28 protein-coding genes are annotated in these 22,070 nt (G+C 70.5%); 20 read left to right on the top strand and 8 right to left on the bottom strand.

The window, feature by feature from the left end:
* Window positions 1-7: 7 nt before the first annotated feature.
* A complete protein-coding gene (locus tag ACZ7GJ_RS12800; protein WP_470751297.1) occupies window positions 8-424 on the bottom strand; it encodes a winged helix-turn-helix transcriptional regulator in 417 nt (138 codons plus the stop codon).
* 121 nt (window positions 425-545) lie between these two features.
* Between ACZ7GJ_RS12800 and ACZ7GJ_RS12795 the strand changes: the two genes are divergently transcribed.
* Window positions 546-1,445 carry an NADP-dependent oxidoreductase gene (locus ACZ7GJ_RS12795; RefSeq protein WP_470751354.1) on the top strand — a complete coding sequence of 300 codons (900 nt, stop codon included), beginning with the start codon at window positions 546-548 and terminating at the stop codon, window positions 1,443-1,445.
* 44 nt (window positions 1,446-1,489) lie between these two features.
* Here the strand turns inward: ACZ7GJ_RS12795 and ACZ7GJ_RS12790 are convergent, their stop codons facing one another.
* Window positions 1,490-2,035, bottom strand: a complete 546-nt coding sequence (locus ACZ7GJ_RS12790) for a GNAT family N-acetyltransferase (RefSeq protein WP_470751295.1) — start codon at window positions 2,033-2,035, stop codon at window positions 1,490-1,492.
* Entirely contained in the window at window positions 2,032-2,469 is a 438-nt protein-coding gene (locus tag ACZ7GJ_RS12785) for a hypothetical protein (RefSeq protein WP_030161262.1), read from the bottom strand. The genes ACZ7GJ_RS12790 and ACZ7GJ_RS12785 overlap by 4 nt, the downstream gene beginning before the upstream one ends.
* Before the next feature lie 298 nt (window positions 2,470-2,767).
* Between ACZ7GJ_RS12785 and hemL the strand changes: the two genes are divergently transcribed.
* The 8 genes from hemL (at window position 2,768) to ACZ7GJ_RS12745 (ending at window position 10,909) form a co-directional block, all read left to right on the top strand.
* Window positions 2,768-4,090 (top strand): glutamate-1-semialdehyde 2,1-aminomutase, encoded by a 1,323-nt coding sequence (hemL, locus tag ACZ7GJ_RS12780; RefSeq protein ID WP_470751294.1) that lies wholly within the window; start codon window positions 2,768-2,770, stop codon window positions 4,088-4,090.
* A complete protein-coding gene (locus ACZ7GJ_RS12775) occupies window positions 4,087-4,761 on the top strand; it encodes a histidine phosphatase family protein (RefSeq protein ID WP_470751293.1) in 675 nt (224 codons plus the stop codon). Before hemL ends, ACZ7GJ_RS12775 begins: the two co-directional genes overlap by 4 nt.
* A gap of 152 nt (window positions 4,762-4,913) precedes the next feature.
* Window positions 4,914-6,137 carry a polysaccharide deacetylase family protein gene (locus ACZ7GJ_RS12770; protein ID WP_470751292.1) on the top strand — a complete coding sequence of 408 codons (1,224 nt, stop codon included), beginning with the start codon at window positions 4,914-4,916 and terminating at the stop codon, window positions 6,135-6,137.
* An 82-nt stretch (window positions 6,138-6,219) separates the two neighbouring features.
* Window positions 6,220-6,831 (top strand): TlpA family protein disulfide reductase, encoded by a 612-nt coding sequence (locus tag ACZ7GJ_RS12765; protein WP_470751291.1) that lies wholly within the window; start codon window positions 6,220-6,222, stop codon window positions 6,829-6,831.
* A gap of 4 nt (window positions 6,832-6,835) precedes the next feature.
* Window positions 6,836-7,609: a cytochrome c biogenesis CcdA family protein gene (locus ACZ7GJ_RS12760; protein ID WP_470751289.1), complete on the top strand. Its 774-nt coding sequence runs from the start codon at window positions 6,836-6,838 to the stop codon at window positions 7,607-7,609.
* Between the two features lie 12 nt (window positions 7,610-7,621).
* On the top strand, window positions 7,622-9,352 hold the full coding sequence (resB, locus tag ACZ7GJ_RS12755; protein ID WP_470751288.1) for a cytochrome c biogenesis protein ResB: 1,731 nt from the start codon (window positions 7,622-7,624) through the stop codon (window positions 9,350-9,352).
* Complete coding sequence (ccsB, locus tag ACZ7GJ_RS12750) at window positions 9,352-10,431, top strand: c-type cytochrome biogenesis protein CcsB (RefSeq protein WP_470751353.1); 1,080 nt, start codon at window positions 9,352-9,354, stop codon at window positions 10,429-10,431. The genes resB and ccsB overlap by 1 nt, the downstream gene beginning before the upstream one ends.
* 25 nt (window positions 10,432-10,456) lie before the next feature.
* A complete protein-coding gene (locus ACZ7GJ_RS12745; protein WP_470751287.1) occupies window positions 10,457-10,909 on the top strand; it encodes an SRPBCC domain-containing protein in 453 nt (150 codons plus the stop codon).
* Here the strand turns inward: ACZ7GJ_RS12745 and ACZ7GJ_RS12740 are convergent, their stop codons facing one another.
* Window positions 10,910-11,233, bottom strand: a complete 324-nt coding sequence (locus tag ACZ7GJ_RS12740) for a PLD nuclease N-terminal domain-containing protein (RefSeq protein ID WP_470751285.1) — start codon at window positions 11,231-11,233, stop codon at window positions 10,910-10,912.
* A gap of 161 nt (window positions 11,234-11,394) precedes the next feature.
* Here ACZ7GJ_RS12740 and ACZ7GJ_RS12735 point away from each other — a divergent pair, with 161 nt between their 5' ends.
* From ACZ7GJ_RS12735 to ACZ7GJ_RS12715, 5 genes are read left to right on the top strand one after another with little or no spacing between them, the layout of a single operon-like run.
* A complete protein-coding gene (locus tag ACZ7GJ_RS12735; RefSeq protein WP_470751284.1) occupies window positions 11,395-12,852 on the top strand; it encodes a menaquinone biosynthesis decarboxylase in 1,458 nt (485 codons plus the stop codon).
* Window positions 12,849-13,331 carry a hypothetical protein gene (locus tag ACZ7GJ_RS12730; protein ID WP_470751282.1) on the top strand — a complete coding sequence of 161 codons (483 nt, stop codon included), beginning with the start codon at window positions 12,849-12,851 and terminating at the stop codon, window positions 13,329-13,331. Before ACZ7GJ_RS12735 ends, ACZ7GJ_RS12730 begins: the two co-directional genes overlap by 4 nt.
* Window positions 13,331-14,254, top strand: coding sequence for a menaquinone biosynthesis prenyltransferase MqnP (gene mqnP, locus ACZ7GJ_RS12725; RefSeq protein ID WP_470751352.1), 924 nt, complete (start codon window positions 13,331-13,333; stop codon window positions 14,252-14,254). The genes ACZ7GJ_RS12730 and mqnP overlap by 1 nt, the downstream gene beginning before the upstream one ends.
* Window positions 14,255-14,298: 44 nt before the next feature.
* On the top strand, window positions 14,299-14,445 hold the full coding sequence (locus ACZ7GJ_RS12720; RefSeq protein ID WP_470751280.1) for a hypothetical protein: 147 nt from the start codon (window positions 14,299-14,301) through the stop codon (window positions 14,443-14,445).
* Complete coding sequence (locus ACZ7GJ_RS12715) at window positions 14,442-14,765, top strand: Uma2 family endonuclease (RefSeq protein WP_470751278.1); 324 nt, start codon at window positions 14,442-14,444, stop codon at window positions 14,763-14,765. Before ACZ7GJ_RS12720 ends, ACZ7GJ_RS12715 begins: the two co-directional genes overlap by 4 nt.
* Here ACZ7GJ_RS12715 and ACZ7GJ_RS12710 read toward each other — a convergent pair.
* The gene (locus tag ACZ7GJ_RS12710; protein WP_470751277.1) at window positions 14,758-15,363 is read right to left on the bottom strand and encodes a rhomboid family intramembrane serine protease; all 606 of its coding nucleotides are present in this window, start codon (window positions 15,361-15,363) and stop codon (window positions 14,758-14,760) included. The two genes, ACZ7GJ_RS12715 and ACZ7GJ_RS12710, sit on opposite strands and share 8 nt — an antisense overlap.
* 97 nt (window positions 15,364-15,460) lie before the next feature.
* On the opposite strand from ACZ7GJ_RS12710, the gene ACZ7GJ_RS12705 reads away from it, so the two are divergent.
* Window positions 15,461-16,132, top strand: coding sequence for a UbiX family flavin prenyltransferase (locus tag ACZ7GJ_RS12705; RefSeq protein ID WP_365926384.1), 672 nt, complete (start codon window positions 15,461-15,463; stop codon window positions 16,130-16,132).
* A gap of 14 nt (window positions 16,133-16,146) precedes the next feature.
* On the opposite strand, the gene ACZ7GJ_RS12700 is transcribed toward ACZ7GJ_RS12705, so the two are convergent.
* Window positions 16,147-16,281, bottom strand: coding sequence for a hypothetical protein (locus ACZ7GJ_RS12700; protein ID WP_470751358.1), 135 nt, complete (start codon window positions 16,279-16,281; stop codon window positions 16,147-16,149).
* Between the two features lie 122 nt (window positions 16,282-16,403).
* Here ACZ7GJ_RS12700 and ACZ7GJ_RS12695 point away from each other — a divergent pair, with 122 nt between their 5' ends.
* The 5 genes from ACZ7GJ_RS12695 (at window position 16,404) to ACZ7GJ_RS12675 (ending at window position 20,845) form a co-directional block, all read left to right on the top strand.
* Complete coding sequence (locus ACZ7GJ_RS12695) at window positions 16,404-16,859, top strand: Lrp/AsnC family transcriptional regulator (RefSeq protein WP_470751275.1); 456 nt, start codon at window positions 16,404-16,406, stop codon at window positions 16,857-16,859.
* Between the two features lie 57 nt (window positions 16,860-16,916).
* Entirely contained in the window at window positions 16,917-18,080 is a 1,164-nt protein-coding gene (gene mqnE / locus ACZ7GJ_RS12690) for an aminofutalosine synthase MqnE (RefSeq protein WP_470751274.1), read from the top strand.
* A gap of 107 nt (window positions 18,081-18,187) precedes the next feature.
* Window positions 18,188-18,712 carry a GNAT family N-acetyltransferase gene (locus tag ACZ7GJ_RS12685; RefSeq protein ID WP_470751273.1) on the top strand — a complete coding sequence of 175 codons (525 nt, stop codon included), beginning with the start codon at window positions 18,188-18,190 and terminating at the stop codon, window positions 18,710-18,712.
* An 84-nt stretch (window positions 18,713-18,796) separates the two neighbouring features.
* Window positions 18,797-19,105, top strand: coding sequence for a DUF4229 domain-containing protein (locus tag ACZ7GJ_RS12680; RefSeq protein ID WP_470751271.1), 309 nt, complete (start codon window positions 18,797-18,799; stop codon window positions 19,103-19,105).
* A gap of 387 nt (window positions 19,106-19,492) precedes the next feature.
* Window positions 19,493-20,845, top strand: a complete 1,353-nt coding sequence (locus ACZ7GJ_RS12675) for a dicarboxylate/amino acid:cation symporter (RefSeq protein ID WP_470751269.1) — start codon at window positions 19,493-19,495, stop codon at window positions 20,843-20,845.
* A gap of 57 nt (window positions 20,846-20,902) precedes the next feature.
* Here the strand turns inward: ACZ7GJ_RS12675 and ACZ7GJ_RS12670 are convergent, their stop codons facing one another.
* Window positions 20,903-21,091: a DUF397 domain-containing protein gene (locus ACZ7GJ_RS12670; protein WP_470751268.1), complete on the bottom strand. Its 189-nt coding sequence runs from the start codon at window positions 21,089-21,091 to the stop codon at window positions 20,903-20,905.
* Complete coding sequence (locus ACZ7GJ_RS12665) at window positions 21,088-21,945, bottom strand: helix-turn-helix domain-containing protein (RefSeq protein WP_470751267.1); 858 nt, start codon at window positions 21,943-21,945, stop codon at window positions 21,088-21,090. Before ACZ7GJ_RS12665 ends, ACZ7GJ_RS12670 begins: the two co-directional genes overlap by 4 nt.
* Window positions 21,946-22,070 lie beyond the last annotated feature (125 nt).

Below are 22,070 nucleotides of genomic sequence, written 5' to 3'. Positions count from 1 at the left end.
GGGTGAATTACGGGGCGGCGACGGCCTCGTCGTAGCTCGCGCGGTGGGTGCTGACCTCGTCGAAGTGGTTCTCGGCCCACACCTTCACGGCGGAGAGCAGGCAGCCGAGGCTGCTGCCGAGTTCGGTGAGCCGGTAGTCGACGCGGACGGGCACGGTGGGGGTGACGGTGCGCGTGAGGAGGCCGTCGCGTTCCAGGGAGCGCAGGGTCTGGGTGAGCATCTTCTGGCTGACGCCGGGGATCTTGCGGCCGAGGTCGCTGTAGCGCATGGAGCCGCCGTCGGCCTGGCCGAGGGCGCTGACGACGAGGCCGACCCACTTGTCGCTGATGCGGGCCAGGAGCTGGCTGGTGGGGCACTCCTTGAGGAAGGCGTCGTACGCGGTGCGGGCCTCTTCGCGGCGGGCGGCGGCGGTGCGGGTGGCCATGGGGAGCCCACTTCCGGGTCGGGTACGCACCTCGAAGTACGTACTTTCGAAACGACAGTACCTCTCTCTAGGTTAGTGCTCAGGAAGAACGAGCGAACGGGGAGAGAAAATGAACAAGGAAATGCGTGCGGCGGTCGTGAACGGCTTCGGCGGCCCCGAGCAGGTGGAGATCGTACGGGTGCCGGTCCCGCGCCCCGGCGCCGGACAGGTCCTGGTCCGGGTCCGGGCGGCCGGGATCAACCCGGTGGACGGCGCGGTGCGCGCCGGGGTCTTCGGCGGGGAGGGGCAGCGGATCGGCTTCGGCTGGGACCTGGCCGGGGAGGTCGACTCGGTCGGCGCGGACGTCACCGGCTGGGCGACGGGCGACCGGGTGGTCGGGCTGCACTACGGGCCCGTGAAGCCGCTCGGCACGCACGCCGAGTACGCGGTGCTCGACGCCTCGGCGCTGGCGGCGGCCCCGGCGGCCGTGGACGACGTGACCGCGGCCGGACTCCCGCTGAGCGGGCTGACTGCGGCCCGCGCGGTGGACCTGCTCGGGCTCGCCCCCGGCTCCACGGTGCTGGTCACGGGCGCGGCGGGCGTGGTGGGCGGACTCGCGGTGCAGCTCGCGGCGCGGGCCGGGCTGGTGGTGACGGCGCTGGCCGGCGCCGAGGACGAGGCGCTCGTACGGGGGCTGGGCGCGGCCGACTTCGTCCCGCGCGGGGCGGCTCCCGCCGGGCCGGTGGACGGGGTGCTCGACGCGGCGGTGCTGGGAGAGCCCGCGCTGGGCTTCGTCCGCGACGGCGGGGTCTACGTCGGGCTGCGCCCGCACGCGGCGCCGGCCGCGGAGCGGGGGATCCGCGTGGTGGAGCAGGAGGTCGCCGCGGACGGTGCGCACCTGGCGCGCCTCGCGGCCCTGGTCGACGCGGGGGCGCTGACGCTGCGCGTCTCGGACACCTACCCCCTGGCGGACGCGGCCCGCGCCCACGCCCGCCTGGCCGGGGGCGGCGCCCGCGGCCGGATCGTCCTGACGCTGCCCTGACCGCGCGGGGCGGTGGGGCCGCGCGGGGCGCTGCGCCCGCGGGCTCACCGCAGCGGGAGGGCCCAGTCGGTGCTCGGGTGGCTGGTGCCCGGGGGGTACTCGAAGTCGACCTCGCCGAGGTCCTCGAAGCCCGCGCGGCGGCAGACCGCGTTGGAGGCGGGGTGGTCGGTGCCGGGGAAGGCGTGCAGGGCGGGCCGGTTCCCGTGGGCGCGGGCGTAGGCGATCAGCTCCGCCAGCGCGGCCACCGCCAGACCGCGGCCCTGGAACTCCGGGAGGATGGCCCAGCCGGCCTCGTACACCGGCTCGCCGCGCCACTCGCGCTCCCAGAAGCCGATCGAGCCGACGGCCTCGCCGGAGCTGGCGGCCTCCCCGGAGGAGGCGGCCTCCCCGGAAGGGGCGAGGCTCACCCGGAACATCCGGCCGGCCGCGGGCTCCCGCGCGCTCAGGGCCTCGTACCGGCGCTGGCGGTCGGCGAGCCGCTCCGCGGACTCGGGCCCGCCGAGGTGCACGGTCATGGCCGGCTCGTTGGCCCGCAGCAGCAGCGGGAAGTCGTCCGCGGACCAGGGGGTCAGGACGACGACGCCGGTCACGGCCAGACCAGGCAGTAGGGCTGGTGGCCGGCTTCGTGGAGGCGGTGGGAGAAGTCCTGCCACTCGTGGAGCAGCTGGTAGACGTTGAAGGCGTCGCGGGGGCCGCCGCGGTCGGGGACCGTGGACCAGATGAAGGCCGCCGCGCCGACGGACTCCTCGCCGATGCCGCGCAGCGGGTCGACCACCGTCATCGGGAGTTTGACCACCGCGTAGTCGGGGTGCAGGACGACCAGTTCCAGCGGGGGCACCTTGTGCAGAGGTATGCCCTCGATGCCGGTCAGGACCATCGCGGCGACGGTCTCCGGCTTGATCTTGGTGAACAGGCCGCCCATGCCGAGCTCGTCGCCGCCCAGCTCCTCGGGCCGCATCGTCACCGGGACGCGGGCGGCCGTCGCGCCGTCGGGGGCGCCGAAGTACTTGTACGTCACGCCCATGCCGCGGCCCCTGGGAAGGCCGTCGGAGTCCTGCGCGGGTCCCGGGACGTGCTCGGCCGCGTCCGTGGCCCGGCGGCGGTGCTTGCCGCGGCGACGGGATTCACGGGCGCGCTGCGGGTCCAGGCCGTCCGTGCCCTCGCCCGGTCCACCACCGCGTTGCATATCTCCACCCGACTGGTCTTGCCTGCCCCGGCCCCGCAGCGTCCCCCGCCACGCAGCCTGATCATCATGGCAGTGACCTCCCCCGGGGCGGCGCGGTGAAACGCCCGTCCGCAAGTCAGTCGCGGCCTCTGAGACCATGGCTGGTGTGAGCTACCCGTACCCGTATGAAGCCAAAGTCTCGCAGACTCTCTTTGACCGCGCGTCCCTCGTGACGCCTGGCGGCGTGAACTCTCCCGTGCGCGCGTTCCGCGCCGTGGGCGGAACGCCCAGGTTCATGGTGTCCGGTACCGGTCCGTACCTGACCGATGCCGACGGGCGCGAGTACGTCGACCTGGTCTGCTCGTGGGGGCCGATGATCCTCGGCCACGCCCACCCGGCCGTGGTGGAGGCCATCCAGGCCGCCGTCGCCCGCGGCACCTCCTTCGGCACTCCCGGCGAGGGCGAGGTGGCGCTCGCCGAGGAGATCGTGGCGCGCATCGAGCCCGTCGAGCAGGTCCGCCTGGTGTCCTCCGGCACCGAGGCGACCATGTCGGCGATCCGGCTGGCCCGCGGGTTCACCGGCCGCGCCAAGGTCGTGAAGTTCGCCGGCTGCTACCACGGCCACGTGGACGCGCTGCTGGCCGCCGCCGGGTCCGGGCTCGCGACCTTCGCGCTGCCGGACACCCCCGGTGTGACCGGCGCCCAGGCCGGGGACACGATCGTGCTCCCCTACAACGACCTCGACGCGGTACGGGCGGCGTTCGCCGCGCACCCCGGCGAGATCGCCTGTGTGATCACCGAGGCCGCGCCCGGCAACATGGGCGTCGTCACGCCGGCCGAGGGCTTCAACCAGGGGCTCGCCGACCTGTGCCGCGCCGACGGCGCGCTCTACATCTCCGACGAGGTGATGACGGGCTTCCGCACCTCCCGCGCCGGCTGGTACGGGGTCGACGGGGTCAAGCCCGACCTGATGACCTTCGGCAAGGTCATGGGCGGCGGCTTCCCGGCCGCGGCGTTCGGCGGCCGCGCCGACGTCATGGGCCACCTCGCCCCCGTCGGGCCCGTCTACCAGGCCGGCACCCTGTCCGGTAACCCGATCGCGACCGCCGCCGGTCTCGCGCAGCTGCGGCTGCTGGACGGGGCGGCGTACGAGAAGGTCGACGCGGTCTCGAAGGAGATCCAGGGCCTGGTCACCGCGGCGCTGAGCAAGGAGGGCGTCGCGCACCGGCTGCAGACCGCGTCCAACATGTTCTCCGTCTTCTTCACCGAGGACGAGGTGCGCAACTACGACGACGCCAAGAAGCAGGAGGCCTTCCGCTTCAACGGCTTCTTCCACTCGATGCTGTCGCAGGGCGTGTACCTGCCGCCGTCGGCCTTCGAGTCCTGGTTCGTGTCCAGCGCCCACGACGAGCGGGCGATCGAGCGCATCGCGGCCGCCCTGCCCGCCGCCGCCCGAGCCGCCGCGGAGGCGACCGCATGAGCGACATCACCGTCGTACACCTGGTGCGTCACGGCGAGGTGGAGAACCCGGAGGGCGTCCTCTACGGCCGCCGCGCCGGCTACCACCTCTCCGAGCTGGGCCGGCAGATGGCCGACCGGGTCGCCGAACACCTCCAGGGCCGGGACATCACCTACGTGGTGTCCTCCCCGCTGGAGCGCGCGCAGGAGACCGCGGCGCCGGTCGCCAAGGTGCACGGCCTGGACCTGGCCACCGACGCCCGCCTGATCGAGGCGGCCAACGTGTTCGAGGGCAAGACCTTCGGCGTCGGCGACGGCGCGCTGCGCCGGCCGGAGAACTGGAAGCACCTGACGAACCCGTTCAAGCCGTCCTGGGGCGAGCCGTACGTCGAGCAGGTCGTGCGGATGATGAGCGCGCTGGACACGGCGCGCGACGCGGCCCGCGGCCACGAGGCGGTGGCGGTCAGCCACCAGCTGCCGATCTGGATCGTGCGCAGCTTCGCGGAGAAGCGGCGGCTGTGGCACGACCCGCGGCGCCGGCAGTGCACGCTGGCCTCGCTGACGTCGTTCACGTACCAGGGGGACAAGCTGGTGTCGGTGGGCTACAGCGAGCCGGCACGGGATCTTGTCCCGGCGCACCTGCTGGCGGGTGCCAAGCCGGTGAAGGGCGGGTCGAAGGCCTTCGGGGCCTGACGGCCCGGCACTCTGTTACGAACCGTTACAGCTTTACCTAAATAATTACAAGTTGCGCCGGGAATCACCGTCTCAGTGCCGCAAGCCGCGCCGAATTGTCCGTTTATATGGACTTCGACGTGAGCCTTGCGGGTGACGATGGGGACGGTGACATGCGCGACTTCAATCGAAGGGGTGTGCTGGGACTCGGACTTGGGGCGGCCGCCGCGATGGGAATCGCGGGCTGCGGCGGCTCCCCGGACAGGTCCGAGCCCGGCAACCCCGGGCCGATCAAGAACCCGAAGCCCGGCGAGAAGCCGGCGGTCAGGCCGATCGGCGACGGCTCCACCGCGGACACCGGCCCGCAGCCCCGTCAGCCGGCCGCTCCCGTGCCGCTCCAGCCGGGCGAGACCCCGCCCCAGTTCGTGGTCTTCAGCTGGGACGGCGCGGGCGAGATCGGCAACGGCCTCTTCCCGCGCTTCCTGAAGCTGGCCAGGGACCACGGCGCGGCCATGACCTTCTTCCTCTCCGGCATCTACCTGCTGCCCGAGTCGAAGAAGGAGCTCTACCGCCCGCCGAACAACCCCGTCGGCGCCTCCGACATCGGGTACCTGAAGGACGAGAACGTCCGCAACACCCTCGCCTGCGTGCGCGAGGCGTGGCTGGACGGGCACGAGATAGGAACCCACTTCAACGGCCACTTCTGCGGCGGCTCCGGCTCGGTGGGCAAGTGGACCCCGCAGGACTGGCAGAACGAGATCGACCAGGCCGTGTCGTTCGTCACCAACTGGCGGACCAACACCGGCTTCACCGACCTCGAACCGCTGCCCTTCGACTACCGCAAGGAGCTGGTCGGCGCCCGCACGCCCTGCCTGCTCGGCCAGGACAACCTGCTGCCGACCGCGCAGAAGCTCGGCTGGCGCTACGACGCCTCCTCGCCCGGCGGCCTCCAGCAGTGGCCCTCGCGCAAGGGCGGCATCTGGGACCTGCCGCTCCAGTCGCTGCCCTTCCCGGGGCACTCCTTCGAGGTGCTGTCGATGGACTACAACATCCTCGCCAACCAGTCGAAGAACACCACCAGGGGCGTCCCCTCCAACTACCCGGCCTGGCGCACTCAGGCCACGGCCGCCTACCTCGGCGGCTTCAAGCGGGCGTACGAGACCAACCGCGCACCGCTCTTCATCGGCAACCACTTCGAGCAATGGAACGGCGGCATCTACATGGACGCCGTCGAGGAAGCCATCAAGGGCATGTCGGACAAAAAGGATGTACGGCTCGTATCCTTCCGGCAGTTCACCGACTGGCTCGACGTCCAGGACGGCAGGATCCTGACCAAGCTGCGCGCGCTCGGGCCCGGCCAGTCGCCGACCGGTGGCTGGCACACGTATCTCGTGTAGCGCTCGCGGCACCTGACCAGGGGCTTAATACACCGTCGGGGGGCGCGGAAGATCCGCAAATCGCTCATGCGAAACTTTTCACATGAGCCTTAGCCCCAGCGGCCGCGCCACCCTGCTAGCCGCGGTGACCCTCGTGAGCGCCCTGACCCTCACGGCGTGCAGCGACTCGGACGGCGGCAGCAAGTCCTCCGGCTCCGCCGGCGGCAACTACGTGACGGGCCCCGGCGGCATCTCCACCGTCGCCAAGGGCAGCCGCGACCAGGCCCCCAAGCTCGACGGCGAGACCGTCGACGGCAAGACCCTCGACACCACCACCCTCAAGGGCAAGGTCGTCGTCCTCAACGTCTGGGGCTCCTGGTGCCCGCCGTGCCGCGCCGAGGCCCCGTACTTCGCGAAGGTCTCGAAGGACCTCGCCGACGCGGGCAAGGACGTGGCCTTCGTCGGCCTCAACACCCGCGACAACAGCAAGCAGAACGCGGCGTCCTTCGAAGAGAACTTCGGGATCACCTACCCGAGCCTCTACGACCCCGACGGCAAGCTGATGCTCCGCTTCCCCAAGGGCACGCTCAACGCGCAGTCCATCCCCTCCACGATCGTCCTCGACAAGGAGGGCAAGATCGCCGCCCGCACCCTTGCCGCGGTCAACGAGGAGCAGCTGCACAAGATGATCGACCCGCTCCTCGCGGAGCAGTGACCTCGTGGTCGGGTACGTCCTCGCCGCCGAGGTGACCGGTGTGAACGAGACGGTCCTCAACGGGGCACTGCTGATCTCCCTGCCGATCGCGCTGCTCGCCGGGCTGGTCTCGTTCTTCTCCCCGTGCGTGCTGCCGTTGGTCCCCGGATACATCTCCTACGTGACCGGCGTCGGCGGTGCCGACCTCGCCGAGGCCAAGCGCGGCCGGATGCTGGCCGGCGCGAGCCTGTTCGTCGCGGGCTTCACGGCCGTCTTCGTCTCGACCGGAGCGCTGTTCGGGCAGTTCGGGAACACCCTCGCCGTGAACAAGGAGATCATCTCCCAGGTCATGGGCGGGCTGGTGATCCTGCTCGGCCTGTTCTTCATGGGCGCGATCCCCGGGCTGACGATGCGCGAGTTCCGCTTCCACCGGAAGCCGACGGCGGGCCTGATCGGCGCGCCGCTGCTCGGCGTGCTCTTCGGCGTCGGCTGGACCCCCTGCATGGGCCCGACCCTCGCCGCCGTCAACACGCTCTCCCTCGACCAGGCCAGCGCCGGCCGGGGCGCCCTGCTGATGGTGGTCTACTGCGCCGGGCTGGGCCTGCCCTTCATCCTCACCGCGATCGCCTTCCGCAAGGCGCTCGGCGCATTCGGCTGGGTGAAGAAGCACTATGCATGGGTGATGCGCATCGGCGGAGGCATGCTGATCCTGACCGGTCTGCTGCTCGTCACAGGCTGGTGGGGGACCCTCATCAGTGAAACGCAGAGCTGGACCCAGGACTTCACGGTGGGGATCTGAGGACTTAAACCAATGAGTACGACCGACAAGGCGTCCCCCGAGGCGCCGAACGACACCGTCCAGGCGGACCCCGACGACACCGCGGCCGGCGCGCAGCTGTCCACCGCCCCGCTGGACGACGGCCCCGCCGCACCGGCCGTCGGCATCGGCGTGATCGGCTGGGCCCGCTGGTTCTGGCGTCAGCTCACCTCCATGCGGGTGGCGCTGATCCTGCTCTTCCTGCTGTCCCTGGCGTCCATCCCGGGTTCGCTGATCCCGCAGACCCAGGTCGACGCGATGAAGGTCGCCGTCTGGAAGAAGGAAAACCCCTCCTGGGTGTCCCTCGCCGAGAAGCTCCAGCTCTTCGACGTCTACAGCTCGGTGTGGTTCTCCGCGATCTACCTGCTGCTGTTCATCTCGCTGATCGGCTGCATCCTGCCGCGCTCCTGGCAGTTCGTCGGCCAGCTCCGCGGCCGCCCGCCGGCCGCCCCCCGGCGCCTGGACCGGCTGCCCGCCTACACGACGTGGCGTACGGAGAAGTCCCCGGACGAGGTGCTCTCGTACGCGGGGACCCTGCTCGCCGGACGCCGCTTCCGCACCGGCGCGGGCGGCGCGAGCACGAACTCCGTCGCCGCCGAGAAGGGCTACCTGCGCGAGGCCGGCAACCTGGTCTTCCACGTGGCGCTGATCGTCATGCTGGTGGCCTTCGCCTGGGGCCAGTACTTCAAGTCCGAGGGCGGCAAGCTCGTCCTGCGCGGCAAGGGCTTCTCGAACACGCTCACCCAGTACGACGACTTCAAGTCCGGCGCCCTCTTCGACGCCGACGACCTGCCGCCCTTCTCCTTCACCCTGGACAAGTTCGACGCGTCGTACGAGACGAGCGGCCCGCAGAAGGGCACCCCGCGCGACTTCAAGGCGTACGTCACCTTCAGCAACGGCGCGCACGGCGAGCCGCAGAAGCGCGAGATCCAGGTCAACAAGCCCCTGGAGGTCGACGGCTCCAAGGTCTACCTGCTCGGCCACGGCTACGCGCCGGTCGTCTCGGTGACCGACTCCACCGGCAAGGTGATCTTCAAGGACGCCGTGCCGATGCTCCCGCAGGACGCGAACCTCACCTCCAGCGGGGCCGTCAAGGTCACCGACGGCTACAAGGACAAGGACGGCAAGAAGGAGCAGCTCGGCTTCAACGCCATGTTCGTGCCGACGTACGCCGGCGAGGGCAAGGGCATGATGTTCTCGCAGTTCCCCGAGCTGAACTATCCGGCGCTGATGCTCAGCGCCTACCACGGCAGCCTCGGCGTGGATGCGGGCCTGCCGCAGAACGTGTACCAGCTGAACACCTCCAAGATGGAGTCGTTCAAGGACGAGTCGGGCCAGCTGTTCAAGCAGAAGATGCTGCCCGGTGAATCGATGGTCCTGCCCAACGGCGCGGGCACCGTGAAGTTCGAGGGCATCGAGCGCTGGGCCACCTTCTCGGTCACCCACCAGCCGGGCAGCGGGCTCGCGCTCGCGGGCGCCATCGCCGCCATCGCGGGGCTGGCCGGCTCCCTCTTCATCCAGCGCCGCCGGATCTGGGTCCGGGCGGTGGCCGGCAAGGACGGCGTGACCGTCGTCGAGATGGCAGGCCTCGGCCGCAGCGAGTCCGCCAGTCTCCCGCAGGAGCTGTCGGTGCTCGCCACCGAGCTCCACCGGCAGGCGCCGACGGCGCCCGCAGCCCCATCCGAACCTGTCGAATCTGTAGAACCTGAAGGGGAGCGCGGATGATGTCGCTCGCGGCCGCAGCCAACGAGAATCTGGCGCACATCAGCAACAACCTGGTCTATTCGTCGATGGCGGTCTACACGCTCGCCTTCCTCGCCCACATCGCCGAGTGGATCTTCGGCAGCCGCAGCAAGGTGGGCCGGACGGCGGCCGCGCTGACCGGCGCCAAGACGGCCGACGCCCCCGCCGTGCAGGTGCGGGCGAAGGGCGGGAGCACCGCCGTACTCGACAAGCCCAAGGTCGTCACCCGCTCCGCCTCCGGCACCCGCGACGTCCCGGACGGCCCCGGCGCGGCCGGCGGCACCGTCCAGGGCGACCTGTACGGGCGGATCGCGGTCTCGCTGACCGCGCTCGCCTTCCTCGTCGAGGCGGGCGGCGTCGTCGCCCGCGCGCTGTCGGTGGAACGGGCCCCCTGGGGCAACATGTACGAGTTCTCGCTCACCTTCTCCACGGTGGCCGTCGGCGCGTACCTGCTCCTGCTGGCGCTGAAGAAGAACGTCCGCTGGATGGGCCTGATCCTGGTCACCAGCGTCCTGCTGGACCTCGGCATCGCCACCACCTGGCTCTACACCGACAGCGACCAGCTGGTGCCGGCCCTGCACTCGTACTGGCTGTGGATCCACGTCTCCACCGCGATCATCTGCGGCGCCGTCTTCTACATCGGGGCGACCGGCACGGTCCTGTACCTCTTCCGCGACGGCTACGAGTCCAAGCTCGCGCGGGGCGCGCAGCCCGGCCGCTTCGCGACCTCGGTCATGGAGCGGCTCCCGGCCGCGGCCACGCTGGACAAGTTCTCGTACCGGATCAACGCGGCCTTCTTCCCGCTGTGGACCTTCACGATCATCGCGGGCGCGATCTGGGCCGGCGACGCGTGGGGCCGCTACTGGGGCTGGGACCCCAAGGAGGTCTGGTCCTTCGTGACGTGGGTGGCGTACGCCGCCTACCTGCACGCGCGGGCCACCGCCGGCTGGAAGGGCCGCAAGGCCGCGTACCTCGCGCTCTTCGCCTTCGCCTGCTGGATCTGGAACTACTACGGCGTGAACATCCTGCTCAACGGCAAGCACTCGTACGCGGGCGTCTGACCGGCCGGAGTGGGACGCTGGTGTCATGCCTCCTGTGAGCCATGGCACCAGCGAGAGCCGCGTCGGGGGTCGCGGCGAGAACCGCTGGCTGCTGCGTTTCGAGCTGCACCTGCCGTACGCCTACGAGGTCCTGTGGCCCGCCCTGTCCACGGCGGACGGGCTGCGCGGCTGGCTGGCGGCGGCCGACGTACTGCAACGCCGCCTCGGCGGGGCCGTCACGCTGCGCTGGCTGGACACCGGCACCGCGGTGAGCGGGCGCGTCACGGCCTGGGACATCGAGCGGGTCGTGGAGTACACGGTGGCCGAGCACGGGCGGATCCGCTTCCACCTGGAGCCGGTGGGGACGGATTCGACGGTCCTGCGCTTCGTCAACGAGCGCGGCGGGACGGAGGCGGAGCGCCTCGACTGCCTCGCCGGCTGGCAGCACCGCTTCGAGCTGCTGGAATCGGCCCTGGCGGGCAGCCCCGCCGACAGGTGATCACATGTCGGCGTCCTTGCCCTTGCCTTCCTTGCCGTCCTTGCCCTTGCCCTTGTCGTTCTCGTCCCGCAAGGACTTCAGGAACTCCGGGTTGTCGTCGGGCGCCACCCACTGGGTGCGGCGCACCCGCCCGCCGCCGGTCGCCGTCCGCTTCTTGCCCGCGAACAGCCACACCACCGGGCCGACGATCGAGAAGAGGAGGATGATGATCACCCACACCACCTTGGGAAGGTGCTTGACCTCCTCCTCCGGCGTGTTCAGGCAGTCGATGAACGCGTAGATGGTCAGCGCGATGATCAGCAGGAACGGCAGATAGCGCAGCACGGTGTGGGACCGACCCCCAGTGGAAACGCACGGCCCTGGACGGGCCGAGGATGACTCCTCCAGGGTAGAGGGGACGGGCCGCCGGTGACGATCCGTCCGGCGCAGCGGCTCGGACCCCCGCAGCGGTCCGGCCCGGGAGCGGGGATGCCACAATTGCCCGCATGGCTTACGACGATCTCCGCTCGCTGCTCCGGGCCCTCGAACGGGAGGGCGACCTCAAGCGCATCAAGGCCGAGGTGGACCCGTACCTGGAGGTCGGGGAGATCGTCGACAGAGTGAACAAGGCGGGCGGCCCCGCGCTGCTCTTCGAGAACGTCAAGGGCTCGGCGATGCCGCTGGCCATGAACGTCTTCGGCACCGACCGCCGCCTGCTGAAGGCGCTGGGCCTGAAGTCGTACGCCGAGATCAGCGAGAAGATCGGCGGCCTGCTCAAGCCGGAGCTGCCGCAGGGCTTCATCGGCGTCCGCGAGGCCTTCGGCAAGCTCGGCTCGATGGTGCACGTGCCGCCGAAGAAGGTGAAGGGCGACGCCGCGCCCGTCCAGGAGGTCGTCCTCACCGGCGACGACGTGGACCTGGACCAGCTGCCGGCCCTCTTCACCTGGCCCAAGGACGGCGGATCCTTCTTCAACCTCGGCCTGACGCACACCAAGCACCCGGAGACGGGCGTGCGCAACCTCGGTCTGTACCGCCTCCAGCGCCACGACAAGCGCACCATCGGCATGCACTGGCAGATCCACAAGGACAGCCGCAACCACTACGCGGTCGCCGCCAAGCGCGGCGAGCGGCTGCCCGTAGCCATCGCCTTCGGCTGCCCGCCGGCCGTGACGTACGCGTCCACCGCGCCGCTGCCCGGTGACATCGACGAGTACCTCTTCGCCGGCTTCGTCGCGGGCAAGCGGATCGAGATGGTCGACTGCAAGACGGTCCCGCTCCAGGTCCCGGCCAACGCCGAGGTCGTCATCGAGGGCTGGCTGGAGCCGGGGGAGACGCTCCCGGAGGGGCCCTTCGGCGACCACACCGGCTTCTACACGCCGCAGGAGCCGTTCCCGGCACTGAAGATCGACTGCGTGACGATGCGGAAGCGCCCGCTGATCCAGTCGATCGTCGTGGGCCGGCCGCCGACGGAGGACGGGCCGCTGGGGCGTGCGACGGAACGCTTCTTCCTGCCGCTCCTCAAGATCATCGTGCCGGACATCGTGGACTACCACCTGCCGGAGTCGGGCGGCTTCCACAACTGCGCGATCGTCTCGATCGACAAGAAGTACCCGAAGCACGCGCAGAAGGTCATGCACGCCATCTGGGGCGCGCACATGATGTCGCTGACCAAGCTGATCATCGTGGTGGACTCCGACTGCGACGTCCACGACCTGCACGAGGTGTCCTGGCGGGCGCTCGGCAACACCGACTACTCCCGCGACCTCACGGTGGTCGAGGGCCCGGTCGACCACCTGGACCACGCCTCGTACCAGCAGTTCTGGGGCGGCAAGGCGGGCATCGACGCGACGAAGAAGCTCCCCGAGGAGGGCTACACCCGCGACGGCGGCTGGCCCGACATGGTCGAGTCCGACCCGGCGACCGCCGCGCTCGTGGACCGCCGCTGGAAGGAGTACGGGCTGTGAGCTCCGAATTCGGTGGACCGGCGCTGTTCATCGGCGAGGACACGACGTTCATGCTGCTCGTGCGCCCGCAGCTCGACCCGGCGGACCCGCACGTGCGGGAAGCAGCCGAGCAGGCGGGTGTCTCGGCCGAGGAGTTCGCGGGCCCCGGCAACGTGTGGGCCCTGGTGCTGGACGACGACTACGAAGCCGACGGCGGCTTCGAGCTGCCCGGCGTACGCGATGCCGAGGTCTATGACTTCGCGGAGCGGCTGCAGGCCGCGCTCGGCACCGGCGAGCCGTTCACCATCGAGGCGGGTGCCGTCCTCCAGCTGGACGCCCGCCCGAGCAGTTCTGCCCGCGTGGGCGAGGGGTACGTGTTCACGGTGCACGCCACCCCGCCCGAGCCCGAGGGCGCGCCCACGGTCTCCCTGGAGACGGCTACGGTGCCCACCGCCACCCTGTTGGCCGACCTCGAAGAGTTCCGGAGAGCCCTCGCATGATGACCACCGCCGATGAAGTCGTCGGACCCGGCCCCGCGCCGCAGGCCACCGGCAACAAGGTCAAGGCCTTCCTGCGGCTCGTGATGATCGAGCACTCGGTCTTCGCGCTGCCCTTCGCCTACATCGCCGCCCTCACCGCCATGTTCCGGCTCGACGGGACCGTGCACTGGGGCACCCTGCTGCTCGTCACCGTCTGCATGGTGGGGCTGCGGACCTTCGCGATGGCCGCCAACCGGATCATCGACCGCGAGATTGACTCCCGCAACCCCCGCACCGCCGGGCGCGAGCTCGTGACCGGCGCGGTCTCGGTGCGGTCCGCGTGGACCGGGGCCGGGGTCGCGCTCGTGGTCTTCCTGGGCGCGGCCGCGCTGCTCAACCCGCTGTGCCTGATGCTCGCGCCGCTCGCCGTGGTGCCGATGGTGGTGTACCCGTACGGCAAGCGGTTCACGAACTTCCCGCACGCCATCCTGGGCCTGGCCCAGGCCATGGGCCCGGTCGGGGCCTGGCTCGCCGTCACCGGCGAGTGGTCCTGGGACGCGGTGATCCTCGGCCTCGCGGTGGGCGTGTGGATCGGCGGCTTCGACCTGATCTTCGGCTGCCAGGACGTCGCCGCGGACCGCGCGGAGGGCGTCAAGTCCGTCCCCGCCCGCTTCGGCATCCCGGCCGCCCTGTGGGGCGCCCGCGGGGCCCACGTCGTGACCACCGGCCTGCTGGCCTGGTACGGCGCCGCCACCGACGCCGGGCCGCTGTTCTGGGCGGGCCTGGCCATCGTCGTCGGCGCCTTCCTCTACGAGCACACCATCGTCAAGCCGAACGACCTGTCCCGCCTGAACCGCGCCTTCTTCACGGTCAACGGCTTCATCGGCATTGCCCTCTTCGTGTGCGCCCTGCTGGATCTGCTGGTGCGGGGTCTGACGGTCTAGCTACCGTCCGGCCCACCATCGAGCGCATCGACAGGGAGGCCGACGTGACCGTCTCGGAGGGCGACCGCCCGCACTCGCAGCTCAGCCGGTTCGAGGACATGTTCCCCGGTTACCGGACGGAGATCGTCGAGGGCGCCCTCGTGACGAGTCCGCTGAAGCCGCACCACGCCAGGACCATCCGGCTGCGGTGATCCCCGCGGCAGAGGCCGACAAGAACCTCAGTGCCTATCCGCCCGACCTCGTGGAGTTCGCCATCGAGGTCGTGTCCCCGAGCAGCGTGCGCAACGACTACGAGGTCAAGGACCGGGCCTGCGCCCGGCGCCGCATCCCGCACAACCTGATCTTCGACCCGTACAAGGCGCAGTGCACGACCCTGTGGAACCCCGGGTCGGAGGGCTACCGGGGCCGCGACGTGATCCCGTACGGCCAGACGGTCGTCGTGGAGAGCGGTCTCGGGAAGCTGGTGGTCGATACCGCCGAGCTGCCCGTGGATCCCTCGGTCGTCAGCTGAGTGCCGGGGCGGGCGCCGGGGCCGCGCGGCGGAAGCGGAAGGCAACGGCCACGCCCGCCGCGAGCCCGAAGAGGTGGGCCTGCCAGCTGATGCCGGAGTCGGTCGGCAGGATGCCGAGGAAGACCGTGCCGCCCCAGACGGCGGCGATCACGACGCCCACGGCCACGCCCAGGACCCTGCGGTCGACGAAGCCGCGGACCACCAGGTAGCCGAACAGCCCGAAGACCAGGCCCGAGGCGCCGATGGTGATGCTGTTCGACGGGGAGAGCAGCCAGACGCCGAGCCCGTCCACGGCGATGATCACCGCGCAGACGGCCAGGAAGCGGCGGATGCCGCTGAGCGCGGCGATGAACCCGAGGACCAGCAGCGGCGTGCCGTTGGCCGCGACGTGGTCGAAGCCGAGGTGCAGGAACGGCGCCAGGGGTATCCCGGTGAGGCCGTCCGCCTCGCGCGCGGCGATCCCGTACGAGTCCAGCGCGTGGCCCGTGGCGTAGTCGACGGCCTCGATCACCCACAGCAGGGCGACCCAGCCCAGCATCAGCCCGGCCGCCGCCTTGGCGCGGTCGGTCCGTGTCCAGTTCTGGTCCGTCGTGCTCATGGTGTCCCCGTGCTCCCGGCGCTGACCGTCCCACCCCCTGGAACGTCCGGTCACCTTACCGAGTGCCCGCGCCCTGTGGCCGGATAGTCTCGGAGGTATGACTGAGCGCAAGCGCACCCCGTGGGTGGTCGGGGTTTCCGGGGCGTCCGGGACGCCGTACGCGGCGGCGGTGCTCCGCGGCCTGCTGGCGGCGGGCGAGAGTGTGGACCTGGTGGTGAGCCGGGCCTCGCGGCTGACCCTGCTGGACGAGACCGGGATCGCCTTCCGGGACGCGCACTGGCGGGAGGACCTCGGCGAGTGGCTGGAGCGCGGGGCCGACGGCAAGCCCGCGACTTTCGCGCGGCCGGAGCTGGGGGACGTCCGCCACTGGGGCGCCGGGGACCTGGCCGCCGGGCCGAGCTCGGGCTCGTACCCCGTCAAGGGGATGCTGATCGTGCCGGCGTCGACGGCCTGCGTGGCCGGGGTGGCGCTCGGGCTGTCGAAGGACCTGCTCCAGCGCGTCGCGAGCGTGACGCTCAAGGAGCGGCGCCGGCTGGTGGTCGCGGTGCGGGAGACCCCGCTGAACGGGCAGACGCTGAAGCATCTGGTGGCGCTGGACGAGGCGGGCGCGGTCGTGCTGCCCGCCTCTCCGGCGTTCTACGCGGGCGCGACGCACATCCAGGATCTGGTGGATTTCGTCGCGGGGCGGGTGCTGGACGCGGCAGGGGTGCCGCACCGGCTGTACCGCCGTTGGGAGGGGGAGCTGGGAGGCTCCCGCCCCCGTGACTAGGGCAGCGAGCGCGACTAGCGCTGCTTCGCGGTGCGCGGCTTGCGGGTCTTGTCGACGCGGTGCGCGGCGGCGGGCTGGTGGGCACGGGATCGGTTGGCCAGCTCCTGGAGCTGTCGCATGTGCGCGTAGGCCATCTCGATCGTGTACACGGTGAACCACTCCTGAAGATCGTCATTGATCTGTTGAAAGATTCACAGGGTGTTGACCCTGTGCGCCTTTGATTCTATACGTAAACTTGCGGGATCGCCGAATAATGGAAGGCTCCAGGTATATGGACGCGGTGGATAGGCAGCTCATCCAGGCACTCAGGGAAAACGGACGTGCCTCGTACGCGGAGCTGGGCCGGCTCGTGGGCCTCTCCGGCCCCAGCGTCACCGACCGGATCAACCGGCTGGAGACCGCCGGTGTGATCACCGGCTACCGCGCGACGGTGGCCGCGGCCGAGCTCGGCCTCGGCGTCACGGCGCTCATCGGCATCTCCCTCTCGGACGCCGCCGACCACGAGGACGTGGCCCGGCGGCTGCGCGACCTCGCCGAGATCGAGGACTGCTGGTTCATCGCCGGCGACGACTCCTACATGCTGAAGGTGCGGGCCAGCGACGTGGACGGCCTGGAGAAGATCATCCGCAAGCTCTCCGGCACCAAGGGCGTCTCCCGCACGCGCACCACCATCGTGCTCTCCACGAAGTGGGAGAACCGGGTCGGGGCTCTGCCCGAGGAGCGCTGAGAGTACGGTTGGTGGCGGTTGCAGGCAGGGCAGGACGGCACAGAGGAGAAGACCGGCATGGATGCTGGGCTCAAGCGCGAGCTGGAGGAGAAGGTCCGCTCCGGCGAGCGGCTGACGCGTGAGGACGGTATCGCCCTCTACGAGTCGGACGACCTGGCCTGGCTCGGTGGCCTCGCCCACGAGGTGCGCACGCGCAAGAACGGCGACGTCGTGCACTTCAACGTCAACCGCCACCTCAACATGACGAACGTGTGCACCGCGTCGTGCGCGTACTGCTCGTTCCAGCGCAAGCCGGGCGAGAAGGACGCGTACACGATGCGCATCGAGGAGGCCGTGCGCCTGGCCCAGGCCATGGAGAACGAGAACCTCACCGAGCTGCACATCGTCAACGGCCTGCACCCGAGCCTGCCGTGGCGCTACTACCCGCGCTCGCTCTCCGCGCTCAAGGAGGTCCTGCCGAACGTCTCGCTGAAGGCGTTCACGGCGACCGAGATCCACCACTTCGAGACGATCTCCGGGCTCTCGGCCTCCGAGATCCTCGACGAGCTGATCGAGGCGGGCCTGGAGTCGCTCACCGGCGGCGGCGCGGAGATCTTCGACTGGGAGGTCCGCCAGCACATCGTCGACCACCGCACCCACTGGGAGGACTGGTCGCGCATCCACCGGCTCGCGCACGAGAAGGGTCTCAAGACCCCCTCGACGATGCTGTACGGGCACATCGAGGAGCCGCGCCACCGCGTGGACCACGTGCTGCGGCTGCGCGAGCTCCAGGACGAGACCGGCGGCTTCCAGGTCTTCATCCCGCTGCGGTACCAGCACGACTTCGTGGACATGAAGGACGGCAAGATCCGCAACAAGCTCCAGGCGCGGACGACGATGGCGACGGGCGCCGAGGCGCTGAAGACCTTCGCGGTCTCGCGGCTGCTCTTCGACAACGTGCCGCACGTCAAGGTCTTCTGGGTGATGCACGGCGTGCAGACCGCCCAGCTCGCGCTCCAGCACGGCGCGGACGACATGGACGGTTCGGTCGTCGAGTACAAGATCACGCACGACGCGGACAACTACGGCACCCCGAACAAGCTGGGCCGCGAGGACCTGCTGCAGCTGATCCGGGAGGCCGGCTTCCGCCCGGTCGAGCGCAACACGCGCTACGAGATCATCCGCGAGTACCCGGGACCGGACGCGGGGCTGCGCGAGACGCCGCAGGCGATGCGCGTCTGAGGTTTCGGCTGCTGTTCGGTGCGGTGAGCCCCGGTCGAGCCCCGGTCCCTGCGAGGACCGGGGCTTTTCCGTTGCCCGGGAGTCTTGGTAATGACTAGGATTCGGGAATGACCCTTACCTTTACCCTCGACCCGGTCGTCGACCCCGCCCTTCGCGACGGGATCACCGAGCTCTGGGCCGAGGTGTCCAACGCCGGCGGCGCCGTCGGTTTCGTACCGCCCGTCACCGCGGACGACATCCGCCCCGAACTGGTCAAGCACCTCGCCGCGATGGCCGAGGGCCGCCACCGCCTGGTCGTCGGGCGCGACGCGGAGGGGCGGGTCCTGGGCACCGCCTTCATCGCGCTCAACACGCACCGCCTCCAGACGCACTGGGTCTGGGTCTACACCGTCATGGTCAGCCCCGCCCTCCAGGGCCAGGGCGCGGGCCGCGAGCTGATGGCCGCCGTCGCCGACGCCGCCCGCACGATCGGCGGCATCGAGGCCGTCCGCCTCAGCTGCCGCGGCGGGCTGGGCCTGGAGCACTTCTACGCGGCCTGCGGCTACAAGGAGGTCGGCCGCGTCCCCGAAGCCATCCGCGTGGCCCCCGGCGACGACCGCGACGACATCACGATGCTCCTGCCGCTGCACTGACCCCGGCGGGCCGGAGCGGGGGCCCGGCGTGCTTCACTGGACGGGAACGTACCGACGTAGGACGACGAGAGAGAAGGGGTCACCGTGTCCCTCAAGCCGAGCGCGACGATCCGCTACACCGCGATGCGCCTGGGCATCTTCGTCGGATGCCTCGTCGCCGTAGCCGCGCTGGTGCGCGTGGGCTGGGTGCCCGCCGGGCTGGGCGACGCCAACCCCGCCTGGGTCGTGCTGCTCGCCCTCGTCCTCTCCGCGCCGCTCTCGTTCATCCTGCTGCGCAAGCAGCGCGACGAGATGTCCGTGGCCATCTCCGGCCGCGTCGCGGGCGCGAAGGAGAAGCTCGCCGCGAACCGCAGCCAGGAGGACGCGGTCGACGACGCGTCGCGCGCGGCGTAGCGCGGGCCCTGCCGCGCGCAGTTGGTTTCCTCACACGCAGAACCGCCCCAGCGACGGGATCACCGCCCGTAGCGCTGGGGCTTTCCGCGTTCTCGGGCACCTTCGGGCGGCCTTCGCGCGGCCTCGACTCAAAGGCTCCCTTTGGGGTTCTCAAAGGTGGAGTGTTAGCGTGTTCAACATGTTGACCGCAGCCGCTGCGCCCTCCGCGCACACGATGACCCCGAGCGTCCCGCTCGTGGCGCGCCTGCACGTCGACCTCTGCCGCCGCGTGTCCGCGGCCTGTTGCTGTTCGTCGAGCTGAATCGATACAGCAGCGGTCCCGCCCGCCCGGCTCTCTCCGGGTGCTGCCGCACCGCACCATCACCCCACCGCAGAACACCTCGGAGAGTGTCCGTGTCCGCGTCACCGCAGGCCCCTGCCGTCAAGGCCAAGGCCTCGTTCAAATTCCCCTTCTGGGCCCAGATAGTCACCGGCCTCGTACTCGGCGTCCTGCTCGGCTGGGTGTCGCGCAGCCAGGACGTCAGCTGGCTGGGGACCACGCTGGAGCAGATCGGCGACATCTTCGTCCAGCTGCTGAAGCTGGCCGTCGCCCCGCTCGTCTTCTTCGCGATCCTGGTGTCGATCACCAACCTGCGCAAGGTGAACAACGCCGCGCGCCTCGCCTCGCGCACCCTGCTCTGGTTCATGATCACGTCGCTCATCGCGGTCGGCATCGGCCTCGCGATCGGCCTGCTCACCAACCCCGGCTCCGGCACCGGCCTCACCCCGCAGGACGGCAAGCTGCCCAAGCGCACCGGGTCCTGGCTGGACTTCCTGACCGGCATCGTGCCGAAGGACATCATCACGCCCTTCACCGAGCTGAACGTCCTGCAGATCGTCTTCCTCGCCGCCGTCGCCGGCATCGCCGCCCTCCAGCTCGGCGCCAAGGCGCAGCCGGTGCTGAACCTGGCCGAGTCCGTGCTGGAGCTGCTCCAGAAGGCCCTGTGGTGGGTCATCCGCCTGGCCCCGCTCGGCACCGTCGGCCTCATCGGCACCGCCATCGCCTCGTACGGCTGGGACCTGATCGGCAAGTACGCGACCTTCACCGCGGACGTGTACATCGGCTCCGCGCTCGTGATGTTCGGCGTCTACCCGCTGCTGCTCGCCACGGTCGCCAAGGTCAACCCGATCCAGTTCTTCAAGGGCGCCTGGCCGGCCATCCAGCTGGCCTTCGTCTCCCGCTCCTCGGTCGGCACCATGCCGGTCACCCAGAAGGTCACCGAGCGCCTGGGCGTTCCGAAGGAGTACGCCTCCTTCGCCGTCCCGTTCGGCGCGACGACCAAGATGGACGGCTGCGCCGCGATCTACCCGGCGCTCGCCGCGATCTTCATCGCGCAGATCTTCGACGTGCAGCTGGGCCTCACGGACTACCTGCTCATCGCCTTCGTCTCCGTGGTCGGCTCGGCCGCGACCGCCGGTCTGACCGGCGCGACGGTCATGCTGACCCTGACCCTCTCCACCCTGGGCCTGCCCCTGGAGGGCGTCGGCCTGCTGATGGCGATCGACCCGATCCTGGACATGATGCGTACCGCGACGAACGTCGCGGGCCAGGCGCTGGTCCCGGTCGTCGTCGCGGCCCGCGAGGGGATCCTGGACAAGGAGGCCTACGCCGCCGCCTCGTCCTCCCCGCTGGACGAGTCGGCCGAGGCCGCGGCCCCGGCCGTCACCCCGGAGCAGGCGAAGGTCCCGGTCTCCGTCTGACCCCCGCTCCACACCCGCCGCAGCCCCCGCCCCCGTCCGGGCGGGGGCTGCGGTGTGTCATACGGCCGTGTGCGCGACGAATCCGGCCCAGGCGCGGGGCGCGAAGCTGAGGTGGGGCCGGCCGAGGTCCTTGGAGTCGCGGACGTGGACGGTGGCGGGAGTGTTGGCCACCTCGACGCAGTCGTTGATGTCACCGCTGTCGCTGTAGCTGCTCTTGAACCACTCCAGCTCGGGCTTGCGGATCATGTCTCTCCCAGCACTTGCTCGATGAATGCAACTGACTCCCGTGGCGTGAGAGCCTGGGACCGGATCATGGCATGACATTGTTCAAGGACCCTGAGCTGCCTCGGGTCGGAGACCGGGCGACCGTTGAAGGCGCCTTCTGAGCGCCCCACTGCCGATCCGTCCGCGAACTTCAGCACCTGGATCAACCCACCCATCCCGGCGTGCTCTTCGCGGTCGGTCGGCATGATCTGGATCGTCACGTGCCGCAACCGGGCCACCTCCAGCAGGCGTTCGAGTTGCCCGCGCATCACCATTGTCCCCCCGATGCGCCGTCGAAGGGTCACCTCTTCCTGGACGAAGCTGAGCGTGGGCGCCGGAGACCGATCGAAGATCGACCGTCGGGCCATTCGGCCGGCCACGCCGCGCTCGACCTCCTCCTTCGTGTGGGGCGGCTGCCACATCTCGAACAGGGCCCGGGCGTAGTCGTCCGTCTGCAACAGGCCGTGGATGTTGTGGTTGCCGTAGGCGGACAGCTCGACTGCCCGACCCTCCATGTTCGCCAGCGCCCGCACCTTCTTCGGGTAGCGGACCTGTTCCATGTCCGCCTTCATCGCGGCGATCTTGCCGCCCGCCTGTAGGGCGTCGTCCGCCCTGTCCAGGTACTCGGGGCGGGGGATCCGCTTGCCCGCCTCGACCTTGCGGACGAGGTCCTCCCCGTACCCGATCGCCGTGCCGAACTCGGCACACCGCAGGCCCGCCTGCTCCCGCCACGCCTTGAGCTGGCGGCCCAGCGCGGCCAGTACCGCGACTCCCTGCTCGTCCTCGGGATCGACGTCCCAGCCCGCGTCTTCCGTGCCGTCACTGTCCACGCCCATGCACGCCCACCTCCGCCGCACCGAATTCCTCAACGCCCTGTTCCCGGGGCCTGGTCGGGACAGCCGGGACAGCACCGGACAGGCTCCGGACAAAGGCCGGACGCGGGGGCGTTGCCGCTTCTCAC

The sequence above is a fragment of the Streptomyces sp. NPDC037242 genome (assembly GCF_055604165.1).
Note: the sequence above shows the minus strand (reverse complement) of the source record. Positions and strands in the feature narration are given on the sequence as shown.

Bases quoted from the DNA above. Each gene is read 5' to 3' on its own strand.
- ACZ7GJ_RS12800 (WP_470751297.1), bottom strand. From the start codon at position 424: ATGGCCACCCGCACCGCCGCCGCCCGCCGCGAAGAGGCCCGCACCGCG.
- ACZ7GJ_RS12795 (WP_470751354.1), top strand. From the start codon at position 546: ATGCGTGCGGCGGTCGTGAACGGCTTCGGCGGCCCCGAGCAGGTGGAG.
- ACZ7GJ_RS12785 (WP_030161262.1), bottom strand. From the start codon at position 2,469: ATGGGCGTGACGTACAAGTACTTCGGCGCCCCCGACGGCGCGACGGCC.
- hemL (WP_470751294.1), top strand. From the start codon at position 2,768: ATGGCTGGTGTGAGCTACCCGTACCCGTATGAAGCCAAAGTCTCGCAG.
- ACZ7GJ_RS12775 (WP_470751293.1), top strand. From the start codon at position 4,087: ATGAGCGACATCACCGTCGTACACCTGGTGCGTCACGGCGAGGTGGAG.
- ACZ7GJ_RS12770 (WP_470751292.1), top strand. From the start codon at position 4,914: ATGCGCGACTTCAATCGAAGGGGTGTGCTGGGACTCGGACTTGGGGCG.
- ACZ7GJ_RS12765 (WP_470751291.1), top strand. From the start codon at position 6,220: ATGAGCCTTAGCCCCAGCGGCCGCGCCACCCTGCTAGCCGCGGTGACC.
- resB (WP_470751288.1), top strand. From the start codon at position 7,622: ATGAGTACGACCGACAAGGCGTCCCCCGAGGCGCCGAACGACACCGTC.
- ccsB (WP_470751353.1), top strand. From the start codon at position 9,352: ATGTCGCTCGCGGCCGCAGCCAACGAGAATCTGGCGCACATCAGCAAC.
- ACZ7GJ_RS12745 (WP_470751287.1), top strand. From the start codon at position 10,457: ATGCCTCCTGTGAGCCATGGCACCAGCGAGAGCCGCGTCGGGGGTCGC.
- ACZ7GJ_RS12735 (WP_470751284.1), top strand. From the start codon at position 11,395: ATGGCTTACGACGATCTCCGCTCGCTGCTCCGGGCCCTCGAACGGGAG.
- mqnP (WP_470751352.1), top strand. From the start codon at position 13,331: ATGACCACCGCCGATGAAGTCGTCGGACCCGGCCCCGCGCCGCAGGCC.
- ACZ7GJ_RS12710 (WP_470751277.1), bottom strand. From the start codon at position 15,363: ATGAGCACGACGGACCAGAACTGGACACGGACCGACCGCGCCAAGGCG.
- ACZ7GJ_RS12705 (WP_365926384.1), top strand. From the start codon at position 15,461: ATGACTGAGCGCAAGCGCACCCCGTGGGTGGTCGGGGTTTCCGGGGCG.
- ACZ7GJ_RS12695 (WP_470751275.1), top strand. From the start codon at position 16,404: ATGGACGCGGTGGATAGGCAGCTCATCCAGGCACTCAGGGAAAACGGA.
- mqnE (WP_470751274.1), top strand. From the start codon at position 16,917: ATGGATGCTGGGCTCAAGCGCGAGCTGGAGGAGAAGGTCCGCTCCGGC.
- ACZ7GJ_RS12685 (WP_470751273.1), top strand. From the start codon at position 18,188: ATGACCCTTACCTTTACCCTCGACCCGGTCGTCGACCCCGCCCTTCGC.
- ACZ7GJ_RS12670 (WP_470751268.1), bottom strand. From the start codon at position 21,091: ATGATCCGCAAGCCCGAGCTGGAGTGGTTCAAGAGCAGCTACAGCGAC.
- ACZ7GJ_RS12665 (WP_470751267.1), bottom strand. From the start codon at position 21,945: ATGGGCGTGGACAGTGACGGCACGGAAGACGCGGGCTGGGACGTCGAT.